We start from the raw sequence: 11,889 nt of genomic DNA, 5'->3' as shown, positions 1-11,889 counted from the left end.
CGGCTGACAATGCATGTGCTTTACTGTACAATAGTTAGCGTTATAAAAATCTTTGGGATATTTTTGGGAGGCAGTAATGGAGCTTTTAAGCGAGTATATCGACGCGTATTTGTCGACTCTGAAATACTTGGATGAAGTTGTGTCTGAGCCGGCAGCGGATTACGGACTATCATTCGAGCAGTATTTGATTATGCATAGCATTGCGCAACAGGACGGGTTGACGTTGACGGATGTCGTTGAACGACGCCATGTGACCCGTGCAGCGGTGTCACGACAAATTAAGATGTTGCTTAAGAAGGAATTCATCTATCAAGAACCGGATACGGCTGATCGTCGTCGTATGTTGTTACATCTAACAGTGCGCGGTCGAGAGGTTGAAGCCATTGTAACGAAGCGAGTTGAGAATCGCTTTGATGGTTGGGTACAAGCTTTTGGGGAAGAGCAAGCCCACAAGGTATTGGCGTTCATCCGCCAGTTCGATGATAAGGTCGTATCAAAGACCAAGGCTAAAATTAAGGCGCGCAATTTAGAAGAGCGTTAAGACAGAAACGACCAGGTTTGAGGGGACCTGGTCGTTTTCTTTTCGGACTTGAAATCGATATAGTGTGTGTTGTATGATATAGAAGTTGATTTTGGGCATTAGCCAAGCGGTAAGGCAACGGTTTCTGGTACCGTCATGCACTGGTTCGAATCCAGTATGCCCAGTTAAATACACATTAAAAACGCTACTATGCGAGGGATTTCACCTTGCATAGTAGCGTTTTTCTTTGTTTACAAATAATAATTCAACAAGCTACCAACACCGTAAGCCACGATAGCTGCGACGTAACCGACAGAAAGCGTCCGTAGAATTTCTGTTCGGACTTTCTGCTCTGATAGATTAGCCTTAACCCAGCCTAGCAGCGCCAAGGATACACCGACGATGACGAAGGCAATCGGAAAGGCGATCGCTTTATCGTGAATGAGCGCGTTCGTAATGAGGTAAGCGCCCAATGGGATTAAGCCGAATACGTTAAACGAAATGAATGTCGCAATACCGTCCGTCAAAGCTTCTCGTTTGGACTGATTATTATCGGAGGTGGCCGACAGGTAGGCACCAGCCCCCATTGAAAAACCGTCAGCTAACAGGTTGGAAAAACCTAAGATGATGATGACAATATTTGAAACGCTACCGCCGACAGATCCAGCGACAACTGCAAAAGTGGTAATGATGCCGTCTAACCCACCATAAACGATTGCTGAAACATACTTTTTCATACCAGTTCTCCGAATCTAGTTACGAGTTGTAATAATAGTGTACAAGGCAAAAGTGATTATTTAGCACACATTTTACGTATTGTTGAATTTATTTTTTAAAAAATAAAAAAATATGCACGACTATTAGAGCTTTACGAACAAAAAATGAGTAAAATGTTGTATACTCTTAAAAACGGGACAAAGAGAGAGTCTATGTTTATACAAAATACATTTAGTGATAGCTCGCTGACTGTTTTGTTGGTTTCGCTACTTGTTTTCTACCCGATTTTCGGAAGTATTGTTTGGATTGTGGGCGCGATTAAATATCGTAGCATGATTAAAACCAATACGCCGGTCATTCCAGAAGGGATGGTTTTGCCAAAGGTTTCGATTTTGGTTGCGGCACACAACGAAGAACTACAAATTGATAATACAATCCGTCGTATGCTTTACGACTTGAACTATCCAAATTATGACTTAATCATTGCGTCGGACGGGTCGACTGACCGAACGAATGAAATTGTGTTGGAATGGACAGAAAAAGATCCACGTGTGCGCCTGGTTGAAATTCAAGAAAACATGGGTAAGGCGCACGCGATTACACAAGCAGCGTTTTATAGCGATGCTGAATTTTTCTTGGGAATTGATGCTGACAGTTTCATCATTGGGGATGGCCTCAAAGATATGATGGCTTACATGTTGATGGATACAGACTTTTCACCAGCTAACCGTGTTGGCGCCGTTACTGGTGCGCCAACGCCGATGAATCGTTCATCAATGTTGGCGAAGTTGCAATTAGTTGAATATAACTCAATCATCGGGCTTATCAAGCGTGCGCAATCAACGATTGGTCGTTTGTTTACAGTTTCTGGTGTGGCGGCTTTGTACCGTCGTGACGCGGTTGTTGATGCCGGTTATTGGGACACAATCATGGCCGCTGAAGATATCGCCATGTCATGGGACATCCAATCACGCGGTTGGCGTATCGCTTATAGTCCAAGCACGTTCTCATATATGGATGTGCCAACGACGGTTAAGCAATTGGTTAATCAACGTATCCGTTGGGCCATTGGTTCGATGGACGTTGTGACGGCTTACTGGTTGAAGATTTTGACGCACCCACGCAAGACGTTCCCAATGATTTTCTTGTTGTTGGATAACATCATTTCAACCATCTGGTCACTATTCTGGGTGGCCTCGATGATCATCACATTCTTCTATATTTTCGTAGATTTCTCGTGGGAGAAGTTATACGTCTTCACGACGGTGGCTTCAGCTTTGGTTATTTTCCAATTTATCTTTGGAATGTTGCAATTGAGGTGGTCGCTTAACTATGGGTCGGAACTTGGGGATGATACCAATAAGTACTTCAGATTTGCTGGTTGGTACGTCTGGGCCTATTGGATTTTGTCACCAGTTACGACAGTACTGGCCATTCCACGTTTCATCAATCGTTTGATTGTTGGACGTAGTGGTACTTGGACATCACCTGAAAGAACGAACCTTGACGGGACGGAGGATGACAAGTGATGGATCAGTGGATTGAAAAATTTAATCAGATTTTGACGATGAATAAGACCATCAACCAAACGACGCAAGAAATGCGTGATGTGTTGGACGGTCGCGTTCATCGCATTAGCCAAGTCGCTAATCGATTGGCTGATAGCTTGGCGCTGGTGATTGCCATTGTCGCAATGTACTTGTATTGGGGGACTACTCTGATGCATGCTTTGCTTGGTAAACAAGATAACATGGTCATCATGCTAGCTATTGGTGTCATGGGATTCGGGTTGGGCCTTTATCTGATTGGTCGCCCAATTGCCCGAATTTACTCGGGGCATGCTCTTGCGAAGCATGCCAATGAATTGAATGCGTTGATCGATGATATTAAGTTGTCTAACGATTACATCATGGAAATTCAAGCGATATACGCAAGTGAAGGATTGCCAATGCGTGCAATTACTTCTGAAAAAATTATTTATGCAGTATTGATGAACGTTCGTGTTGGGGCATTTAAGACAACGCAAGATATCGTAGATTTCATGCAGTCAGTTGATGATCGCGAAGATTTAATTATCGATACACCGGTTTTCCAATTTTATAAGATTGTGAACCGCTATCGATTTAAGCCGAATGAGACGGTTGATGTTATCCGTGATGACATCAGCCGCACGGCGAGGGGGAGAATATGGTAGAGAAGAACAGCTTTGATAAGACGTTGGTTTACGACACTTACCTAGATAAAGATACAAAAGAGACTGGTTTGGAAAAGAAACGCCGCACATGGTTGCGTGTGCGCCAAACATTGATGATGATTCTAGCTTGGACGATTACGGCAGTGCCATTTTTGATTTTGCTGTTCCAAGTTTACTTGGCATTAACGCCAAATTCTAAGTATCACTTCTTGGCAGTGAGTGGCTACTGGCCAGTGTTGATCGCTAATTTAGCAACGGTCATTTTGTCGATGCTTGCGTTGACAATTGGTGTTAGCTTCATTGTTCGCAATCAAATTAATGCCAACATGTTTACTTATGATAACGAAGAGCAAGAGTGCGTGGCACACTTGCACGACGTTTACGAGAAGCGTCTCTTTGTAGAAGAAACTTTCCAAGTGAATGGTGATACCAAGGCACAACACATTGTGGTTAAGCCAACGGATAATCTCTACTACGATGAAATCGACAAGGTTTGGGCATCTGAGGATAATCAAGCCAAGGAATACAGTCCAAATACAATTTAATGCTTGAAAGCGCTTGTGAATAATTGTTTCACAAGCGCTTTTTTATCACGATTTTGGACCGCACCATTTACGGGACACCTAGTTTTCACAAAACATTCACAACCTTTGTTGTTTGTGATAAACTTAATAAGAATTAAAACTTATATCAGGTACGTGGAGGAATATAATCATGGCACAACACCACCAAAAGGTTGTTCTTGTCGGAGACGGTGCGGTTGGATCATCATACGCATTTGCTTTGATGCAACAAGGTATCGCCGAGGAATTGGTTATCGTTGACATTATGAAGGAGCGCACTGAAGGTGACGCATTGGACTTGGAGGACGCTGCTCCTTGGACGTTCAACAAGAACGTTTACTCAGGTTCATACGACGATGCTAAGGACGCCGATTTGGTTGTTATTACGGCCGGTGCCCCACAAAAGCCAGGTGAGACGCGTTTGGACTTGGTTGACAAGAACTTGAAGATCATCAAGTCAATCGTGTCACCAATCGTTGAATCAGGATTTAACGGTATCTTCTTGGTTGCTGCTAACCCAGTTGACATCTTGACGATGGCCGTACAAAAGTTCTCTGGTTTCCCAAAGAACCGTGTATTCGGATCAGGTACGTCATTGGACACTGCACGTTTGCGTATGGCATTGGCTAAGAAGTTCAACGTTTCTCCAGAAGCCGTTGATGCTTACATCTTGGGTGAGCACGGTGACTCAGAGTTCGCTAACTTTGACGAAGCGCAAATCGGTGGACGTCCTTTGAAGGTTTGGGCTGCAGAAGCAGGTATCTCAGACGAAGATTTGGACCAAATCTTGTACGAGACTGCCCACAAGGCATACGAAATCATCAACCGTAAGGGCGCAACGTTCTACGGAATCGGAACGTCATTGGCTCGCATCACGCGTGCTATCTTCCGTGATGAGAAGATGGTATTGCCTGTTGGTGCTTGGATGGACGGTCAATACGGTTTGAACGACATCTACATCGGAACGCCAGCCGTTATCGGTGCAAACGGTGTTGAAGCTGTTGTTGAAGCAACGTTGTCAGAAGAAGAAGCTGCTAAGATGGCTGCTTCAGCTAAGACGTTGAAGGAAGTCGCTGAAGGTGGCTTCGCACGTTTGGAAGCTTAATTATCAAACATTAGAAATGGTGAATCCGCTTGGGTTCACCATTTTTTTGTACTGCTTGCCGAAATTTCACAAACTCAAAAACTTTAAAATGCTTATTGTTATTAAACTGGGGCTAGTTTCTTATGCTTAATTTCACAAGAAGGTTTATGACTACTCATTTCCAAAAAGAAAGCGTACAATACAAATTATTAAGTATGTAAAGCAATTATTTGAAGAGGTACAAAAACGCATGTCTGAGATTAAGAAGTACGGTGCCGACTTAGTTGTCGACAGTTTGAACAACCACGGCGTTGATTTGGTATTTGGTATTCCAGGTGCCAAGATTGACCGTTTGTTTGAAACTTTGGAGCACCCAGCTGAAGGCGCAGTTTCACCAAAGTTGGTTGTTACGCGTCACGAACAAAACGCTGCCTTTATGGCTCAAGGTTTTGCCCGTATTACTGGTAAGACTGGTGTTGTTATCGCAACGTCAGGTCCTGGAGTTGGAAACTTGGCATCAGGTTTGATGACGGCTAGCGCTGAAAACGATCCCGTTTTGGCCATTGGTGGTCAAGTGCCACGTAAGGATTTGTACCGTTTGACGCACCAAAGCACGCCAGCAGCTGCTTTGTTTGAGCCAATTACGAATTACTCTGTTGAAATTCAAGACCCAAACAACATTTCAGAAATCTTGTCTAATGCGATTGCACAAGCTAATGGTCCAAAGCCAGGAGCAGCTTTCGTTTCATTGCCACAAGACGTTGATGATGCGGTTGTTGACGCCAAGGCATTGCCACAAGTAGCTCCTGCCCGTATGGGTTCAGCTGCGATTGATGACATTGCTTGGTTGGCTGAACAAATCAAGCAAGCAGAAATGCCTGTTTTGTTGGTCGGTGCCCGTGGTTCTGACGATGCAACGACGGATGCTTTGCACGAATTGTTGACGCAAACGACTTTGCCGGTTGTTGAGACGTACCAAGGTGCTGGTGTTATCTCACGTGATTTGGAAGAGAAGACGTTCTTTGGACGTATCGGATTCTTCCGTAACCAAGTGGGTGACCAATTGTTGGCGCAATCAGACTTGGTTGTGACGGTTGGTTATGATGCCATTGAATACGAGCCACGTAACTGGAACAAGGATGCTAACTTGCGCATCGTTGCTTTGGATACGGCAGCTGTTCAAATTGATAATAACTTCACGCCAGAGCGTCAATTGGTTGGTGCCTTGGCTGATACGTTGTCAGTTTTGAAGGATAAGGTTGCTGGTTACGAGTTGCCAGTTGCCTCACAAAACAAGTTGGCTGAGTTGAAGGCTGCTTTGCGCGCCGCAGACGAGCCAAAGTACACGCCAGCTGATGCCGGTTTGAACCACCCATTGAACGTTATCAAGTCATTGCAAAACCACATGACGGATGAGATGACGTTGACGTCAGATATTGGATCACACTACTTGTGGTTGGGACGTCACTTTAAGTCATACGTGCCACGTCACTTCTTGATCTCAAACGGTATGCAAACGCTTGGTGTTGGATTGCCATGGGCCATGGTTGCCGCAATGGTTCGTCCTAACGCTAAGGCTGTGTCTGTTTCAGGAGACGGTGGATTCTTCTTCTCTGGTGTTGAGTTGGCTACGGCCGTACAAATGAACTTGAACACGGTTCACATTGTTTGGCAAGATAACCACCACTATGACATGGTTAAGTTCCAAGAAGAAATGAAGTACGACGGTAAGTCAGCTGGTGTTAAGATTGCGGATATCGACATCGTGAAGTTTGCTGAAGCAGCTGGTGCCAAGGGATTGCGTGTTGACACGCCTGACCAATTGGATGCTGTTTTGGATGAAGCATTTGCGACTGAAGGACCAGTTGTTGTGGAAGTTCCTGTTGATTACTCACACAACTACGAATTGATGTCACAATTGATTGAATCAGAAATTTAATCGTCGAAAAGGTGTCCGCTTGGGCACCTTTTTTGCAAAATAAGGAGGATACAATGGCAGTCGTTTTTCAACACAGTACATTAGCAGCACTTATGGCCGGTCTTTTGGGCGGTACGATGCGTGCTGGGGATTTGCTTGAGCATGGTGACACGGGAATTGGTACGTTGCACGGTGTCGATGGTGAAGTCATCATCCTCGATGGTGAAGTTTATCAAGCTGACCAAACGGGAAAGGTTAATCACATCACAGATATGGATGCGATGATTCCATTTGCAACGGTGCACAACAATAACGATGCAACTGAAACCGTGACGTTGCAAAACGTTGATATGGATCACATTAACGTGATTGATGAGCGTAAATTGGCCAACAACTTTTCAGCCATTGTCTTGCGTGGTGATTTTGAACACGTGAAGGTTCGTGTGGCACCAAAGGCATCTGAGCCGTTTCCGTCATTGCTTGAGCTATCAGAAAATCAACCGGTGTTTGACCGTGACAATGTGTCTGGTACGCTTGTCGGCTACTACTCACCAGAGTTGTATCATGGTGTGGTTGCCGCTGGATGGCACGTGCACTTCCTAAGTGATGATCGCGAGTTTGGTGGCCACGTCTTGGAATTTAACGCCAAGGAATTGTCAGGTGAGCTCACAATCTTCGCTGATTACGAATTGCATTTGCCAATTGAAAACAAAGCCTTTCGTGAACACAGCCTTGATATGAATGGCCTAGATGATGCGATTCACGCAGCTGAAGGTAGCAAGAAGGATTAGTTGAATGTTAGACAGATGCGACTAGCATCTGTCTTTTTCTGTGTTGTAGCGTAAAATAGACGGTGAGTGAATTTTATATTGGGAGCAAAGAGAGAAATCATGACTGAATTTATGGATGCTGTCGTTACGACGGCTAATGAAAACGCACCGTTGGCTGTAATGAATATTCCAGTGCCAGAATTGGCCGAGAAGGATGTACTGGTCAAGGTGGCTGCGGTTGCGGTTAACCCAGTTGACGCCAAGCAACGTGATGCTGCCGTTACAAGCAATGCAACACGCGTACTTGGTTTCGATGCAGTTGGTGAAGTGGTTGCTGTGGGTGAAAAGGCAACGAAGTTTAAGGTGGGTGACCGCATTTTCTATGCCGGACAATTGGGTCGTGTTGGGTCTAATGCGACGTTCCAAGCGGTTAATGAGGATTTGGCGGCATTGGCACCTGAAAAGATGTCTGATGCAGAAGCCGCTGCATTGCCTTTGACTTTCCTAACAGCATACGAGCTACTTGCAGATAAGTTTGGCCTTGAGGTGGCTGAGAACGCTGCCTCAGGTAAGGCGTTGCTTGTGATTAACGGTGCTGGTGGTGTTGGATCAATCATGATTCAATTGGCCAAGTGGATGGGCATGACCGTGATTGCCTCAGCGTCACGCGAAGAAACGGTGACATGGGTAAAGTCCCTTGGTGCAGATTATGTGGTTAACCACCGCGATGATTATGTTGCTGAGATGCACATGTTGGGCTTTGATACAGTGCCTTACATTGCCATTTTGCACGCACCAGAGCCACACTTTGAACAAGCAGCTGAGCTTATCGGGGCATTTGGACACATCGGGGCGATTGTTGAGTCAGTTGACCCAATGCCAGTTGGGTTGATTAAGAATAAAGCAGCTTCATTGGACTGGGAGTTCATGTTCGCAAAGGCTAGCTACAATGTTGATATGGCGTCACAAGGTGATGCGTTGGCACTAGCTGCGCAATTGGCAGACAAGGGAACGCTCCGTTCAACGTTGACGGAAACGATGAATGGCATGACAGCAGAAAATATTCTCGCTGCGCAGGAAAAGGTTGCTGCTGGGGCCGTAAATGGTAAGCTAGCGATTGTATTTTAATAACAATAATGAAAGGCTTGGTGAAAACCAAGTCTTTTTTGTTATATGTGTAACAGGCAAAATGGAATTGTGAAACCGGTGAGAACAAGGCGTCTGGACTGTATATTTCATTTATGTTTCAAAGGTGTCACACCTAACAGTTTTTTCGCGAAATTAGAAAATTTTAAGTTGACTAAGAAGCTGTTAAGCCCTTTATATAAGGCTTTGATTCTAATTGTGAACATGTAAAGAAAATGTAACAAAAGTCATAATAAGGCAACAATAAATGCATTTGAATGCAACTTCTTTCACGTACAATAGTTGATGTACTAAAAGTAAAGAAATTATTAAAAGTCTAAAAAGACGAACGGTACTTAATGCAAGGGAGTATGAACGAATGAATGCATCTGTAAAGAATACATTACTAGTTACGGCCGGTGCCGCAGCGACGTTGGCTGGATCAGCGGTTGCTGTATCAGCTGACTCAATCACGGTTAAGGCGGGGGATACGTTGTACGCACTAGCTGCGGCTCACAACACGACGGTTGCAGATTTGGTTTCAGCTAACGGCTTGTCAAATGCCAACATGATCTTTGTTGGTCAACAATTGCAATTGCCTGGCTCAAACAACAACAACGCAGCATCAAACAATGCCAACAACAACGCAGCGAACCCAGCAGCAACGGGAACGTACACGGTTAAGGCAGGGGACTCATTGTGGGCCATTGCGAACAACCACGGTATGAATCTTTCAGAATTGCTTTCATTGAATGGTTTGCAAATGTCATCAACAATTCACCCAGGTGATACGTTGAAGTTGTCTGGTCAACCAGCTGCTGACAATAACAACCAAACGTCAAACGATAGCCAAGCTGACTCTTCAGCAAACACGCAAGCACCTGCTTCAAACGGCCAATACACGGTTAAGGCAGGAGACTCATTGTGGGCCATCGCAAACAGCCACGGTATGTCTTTGACTGACTTGTTGAACTTGAACGGTTTGCAAGCAACGTCAATGATTCACCCAGGCGACATCTTGCGTGTGTCAGGTGATGCGTCATCAGCAAACACTGATAACAACGCATCAGCTTCACAAAACAATGATGAAGCGAACAACAACGACTACACAAACTCAGGCTCTGTTTCAACGACAAACAACACATACCCATACGGACAATGCACGTGGTACGCCAAGGGTCACTTGGACTGGGTTGGTAACTGGTGGGGTAACGCAGCTGACTGGACAACGTCAGCTGTTAACGCCGGTCACCACGTTGATTCAACGCCAAGCGCAGGATCTGTTATCTGGTTTACGCCAGGTGTTGGTGGTGTTTCAGTCTACGGTCACGTTGGTGTCGTAGAATCAGTTAACGCCGACGGTACAATTACGATTTCTGAAGGTAACTACGCCCCAGGAATGTTGTACCACCAACGTACGATTTCACCTGCTGGTCACTTGTTCATCCACAAGTAAACAGGTTAAAAGAGCTCTTTTGGGGCTCTTTTTTTGTAAAACGAGAGGTTAGTTATGCCATACGAAATTTCAGAGACAAACGTTAGACACCTAAATGACATGGGTAAAGTAGATGCTGAATTGCAATTTGCCATGCCGGGCGAGGAAACGTTGTTCCGCATCACAAATTCTTTCTTTGCACAACGTATGCAGGGGGCACGCGTTCAGCAGACATTGATGGAAATGATTATGGATAAGTTGCGCCAAAACTTCTGGCCGGTGATTAACCGCGTTGTCGGTGTGCCATACCAAAACGGGGGGATTAATCTGGCGACTGGTTTTGATGCAACCGGGTTAAACATTTATTTCTATAATCATGTGTATGGCTTGTCTTTGCCTGGTGATATCACCAAGCAAATCAATATTTTCAATGAAGTGCCGGCTGATCAAGCAATTCTAGGGGATATGTTAGTCTGGGGTGGTAAAATGATGCCAACCAGTGTGGGTATTTACATTGGAGGTGGCCGATATATCACGGCTGACTTGATGACGGGGAAAGTTGTACAGCGCACGATTGATTATAATTGGCAGCCTGATATGGTGTTGTCAGTACGTTAATAGGGGGATGACAATGGAATTTACGAAGGAACCGGGTCGACTATTTCACGAGACTGATGGGGAACTAGATGCTGAAATCTTGTTTCCCGAAATTAACGATGGCCAAACATGGTCGATTGATCACACGTATGTAAATCCAAGTTTACGCGGACAGGGAATTGCGGGACAAATGTTAGCGGAGGTTGTTTCGATGGCTGAAGAAGCCGGGGTGACATTGCGCCCAGTTTGTTCATATGCCCGAAAGGCGTTCTTTATGAATCCTGAGTATCAGAAAATTCAGGCAAAAGGTTAAGACTTATTTGAAAGCACGCGGTTTTAGGCCGGTGTGCTTTTTAATTTGAGTCATTTTTCGTTATACTTGAGATAGTTTTAATAAAATGGGGGCAAACTATATGGAACGTGGATTTGCAGTAGTTAAAAAATATGCTGATGCCAATTTGAATTTGCCACAGCGTGCAACACGCCGTGCAGCCGGTTATGATTTTGAAGCGGCAGAGGATTTTGTTTTACCATCAATTTGGAAGTTGCCATTTGTCAAAATTTTGGTGCATTTGGCGACGAAGCAAGAATTGACGGCGACTGACTATGAGGAAGCAAACGCGGTTCTAAAGCCCCTCCTAGTACCGACGGGCATTAAAGCCTACATGGGCGAAAACGAGTACTTAATGATTGCGAATCGTTCATCAAGCCCACTAAAGCGTGGCATGATTTTGCCAAACGGTGTGGGCATTATTGATGCCGATTACGTTGATAATGATAAAAATGAAGGTGAAATTTTTATCCAAATGACTAACTGGGGATTGCGCGATGTTCACATCAAAAAGGGCGAACGCATCGGTCAAGGTATCTTTATGCCATTCCTAGTAACAGATAATGATAAGTTGCAAGAGAAAAAAGAACGCACGGGAGGTTTTGGTAGCTCCGGCGTTAATTAGAGAGGTGTAG

Annotated in this window: 13 protein-coding genes and 1 tRNA gene; 13 read left to right on the top strand and 1 reads right to left on the bottom strand. The window is 44.7% G+C overall.

Annotation, left to right across the window (positions count from 1 at the left end):
- The first annotated feature begins 76 nt into the window (after nucleotides 1–76).
- The gene (locus ACAW68_09115; GenBank protein ID XGA15614.1) at nucleotides 77–541 is read left to right on the top strand and encodes a MarR family winged helix-turn-helix transcriptional regulator; all 465 of its coding nucleotides are present in this window, start codon (nucleotides 77–79) and stop codon (nucleotides 539–541) included.
- Between the two features lie 92 nt (nucleotides 542–633).
- Nucleotides 634–705 (top strand) — tRNA-Gln (locus tag ACAW68_09110).
- Between the two features lie 66 nt (nucleotides 706–771).
- Here the strand turns inward: ACAW68_09110 and ACAW68_09105 are convergent.
- Nucleotides 772–1,257: a VIT1/CCC1 transporter family protein gene (locus tag ACAW68_09105; protein ID XGA15613.1), complete on the bottom strand. Its 486-nt coding sequence runs from the start codon at nucleotides 1,255–1,257 to the stop codon at nucleotides 772–774.
- A 192-nt stretch (nucleotides 1,258–1,449) separates the two neighbouring features.
- Here ACAW68_09105 and ACAW68_09100 point away from each other — a divergent pair, with 192 nt between their 5' ends.
- The 11 genes from ACAW68_09100 (at nucleotide 1,450) to ACAW68_09050 (ending at nucleotide 11,879) form a co-directional block, all read left to right on the top strand.
- Nucleotides 1,450–2,766 carry a glycosyltransferase gene (locus ACAW68_09100; GenBank protein XGA15612.1) on the top strand — a complete coding sequence of 439 codons (1,317 nt, stop codon included), beginning with the start codon at nucleotides 1,450–1,452 and terminating at the stop codon, nucleotides 2,764–2,766.
- A complete protein-coding gene (locus ACAW68_09095) occupies nucleotides 2,766–3,431 on the top strand; it encodes a hypothetical protein (protein ID XGA15611.1) in 666 nt (221 codons plus the stop codon). The genes ACAW68_09100 and ACAW68_09095 overlap by 1 nt, the downstream gene beginning before the upstream one ends.
- A complete protein-coding gene (locus ACAW68_09090) occupies nucleotides 3,425–3,976 on the top strand; it encodes a hypothetical protein (GenBank protein ID XGA15610.1) in 552 nt (183 codons plus the stop codon). The genes ACAW68_09095 and ACAW68_09090 overlap by 7 nt, the downstream gene beginning before the upstream one ends.
- A 169-nt stretch (nucleotides 3,977–4,145) precedes the next feature.
- Nucleotides 4,146–5,099 (top strand): L-lactate dehydrogenase, encoded by a 954-nt coding sequence (locus tag ACAW68_09085; GenBank protein XGA15609.1) that lies wholly within the window; start codon nucleotides 4,146–4,148, stop codon nucleotides 5,097–5,099.
- Nucleotides 5,100–5,328: 229 nt separating this feature from the next.
- Complete coding sequence (alsS, locus tag ACAW68_09080; GenBank protein XGA15608.1) at nucleotides 5,329–7,017, top strand: acetolactate synthase AlsS; 1,689 nt, start codon at nucleotides 5,329–5,331, stop codon at nucleotides 7,015–7,017.
- A 53-nt stretch (nucleotides 7,018–7,070) separates the two neighbouring features.
- Nucleotides 7,071–7,787 (top strand): acetolactate decarboxylase, encoded by a 717-nt coding sequence (gene budA / locus ACAW68_09075; protein ID XGA15607.1) that lies wholly within the window; start codon nucleotides 7,071–7,073, stop codon nucleotides 7,785–7,787.
- A 99-nt stretch (nucleotides 7,788–7,886) separates the two neighbouring features.
- Nucleotides 7,887–8,894 carry a zinc-binding alcohol dehydrogenase family protein gene (locus ACAW68_09070; GenBank protein XGA15606.1) on the top strand — a complete coding sequence of 336 codons (1,008 nt, stop codon included), beginning with the start codon at nucleotides 7,887–7,889 and terminating at the stop codon, nucleotides 8,892–8,894.
- A 376-nt stretch (nucleotides 8,895–9,270) separates the two neighbouring features.
- Entirely contained in the window at nucleotides 9,271–10,347 is a 1,077-nt protein-coding gene (locus ACAW68_09065) for a LysM peptidoglycan-binding domain-containing protein (GenBank protein ID XGA15605.1), read from the top strand.
- Between the two features lie 54 nt (nucleotides 10,348–10,401).
- Nucleotides 10,402–10,944: an NlpC/P60 family protein gene (locus ACAW68_09060; GenBank protein XGA15604.1), complete on the top strand. Its 543-nt coding sequence runs from the start codon at nucleotides 10,402–10,404 to the stop codon at nucleotides 10,942–10,944.
- 13 nt (nucleotides 10,945–10,957) lie between these two features.
- Nucleotides 10,958–11,236, top strand: a complete 279-nt coding sequence (locus ACAW68_09055) for a GNAT family N-acetyltransferase (GenBank protein XGA15603.1) — start codon at nucleotides 10,958–10,960, stop codon at nucleotides 11,234–11,236.
- A 100-nt stretch (nucleotides 11,237–11,336) separates the two neighbouring features.
- Nucleotides 11,337–11,879, top strand: coding sequence for a dUTP diphosphatase (locus ACAW68_09050; protein ID XGA15602.1), 543 nt, complete (start codon nucleotides 11,337–11,339; stop codon nucleotides 11,877–11,879).
- The last annotated feature ends 10 nt before the right edge of the window (nucleotides 11,880–11,889 follow it).

This window comes from Weissella confusa (genome assembly GCA_041871065.1).
In the GTDB taxonomy this organism is placed as follows: domain Bacteria; phylum Bacillota; class Bacilli; order Lactobacillales; family Lactobacillaceae; genus Weissella; species Weissella confusa_A.
Note: the sequence above shows the minus strand (reverse complement) of the source record. Positions and strands in the feature narration are given on the sequence as shown.

Bases quoted from the DNA above. Each gene is read 5' to 3' on its own strand.
- alsS (XGA15608.1), top strand. From the start codon at position 5,329: ATGTCTGAGATTAAGAAGTACGGTGCCGACTTAGTTGTCGACAGTTTG.
- ACAW68_09095 (XGA15611.1), top strand. From the start codon at position 2,766: ATGGATCAGTGGATTGAAAAATTTAATCAGATTTTGACGATGAATAAG.
- ACAW68_09100 (XGA15612.1), top strand. From the start codon at position 1,450: ATGTTTATACAAAATACATTTAGTGATAGCTCGCTGACTGTTTTGTTG.
- ACAW68_09060 (XGA15604.1), top strand. From the start codon at position 10,402: ATGCCATACGAAATTTCAGAGACAAACGTTAGACACCTAAATGACATG.
- ACAW68_09055 (XGA15603.1), top strand. From the start codon at position 10,958: ATGGAATTTACGAAGGAACCGGGTCGACTATTTCACGAGACTGATGGG.
- ACAW68_09105 (XGA15613.1), bottom strand. From the start codon at position 1,257: ATGAAAAAGTATGTTTCAGCAATCGTTTATGGTGGGTTAGACGGCATC.
- ACAW68_09050 (XGA15602.1), top strand. From the start codon at position 11,337: ATGGAACGTGGATTTGCAGTAGTTAAAAAATATGCTGATGCCAATTTG.
- ACAW68_09085 (XGA15609.1), top strand. From the start codon at position 4,146: ATGGCACAACACCACCAAAAGGTTGTTCTTGTCGGAGACGGTGCGGTT.
- ACAW68_09115 (XGA15614.1), top strand. From the start codon at position 77: ATGGAGCTTTTAAGCGAGTATATCGACGCGTATTTGTCGACTCTGAAA.
- ACAW68_09065 (XGA15605.1), top strand. From the start codon at position 9,271: ATGAATGCATCTGTAAAGAATACATTACTAGTTACGGCCGGTGCCGCA.
- ACAW68_09090 (XGA15610.1), top strand. From the start codon at position 3,425: ATGGTAGAGAAGAACAGCTTTGATAAGACGTTGGTTTACGACACTTAC.
- ACAW68_09070 (XGA15606.1), top strand. From the start codon at position 7,887: ATGACTGAATTTATGGATGCTGTCGTTACGACGGCTAATGAAAACGCA.
- budA (XGA15607.1), top strand. From the start codon at position 7,071: ATGGCAGTCGTTTTTCAACACAGTACATTAGCAGCACTTATGGCCGGT.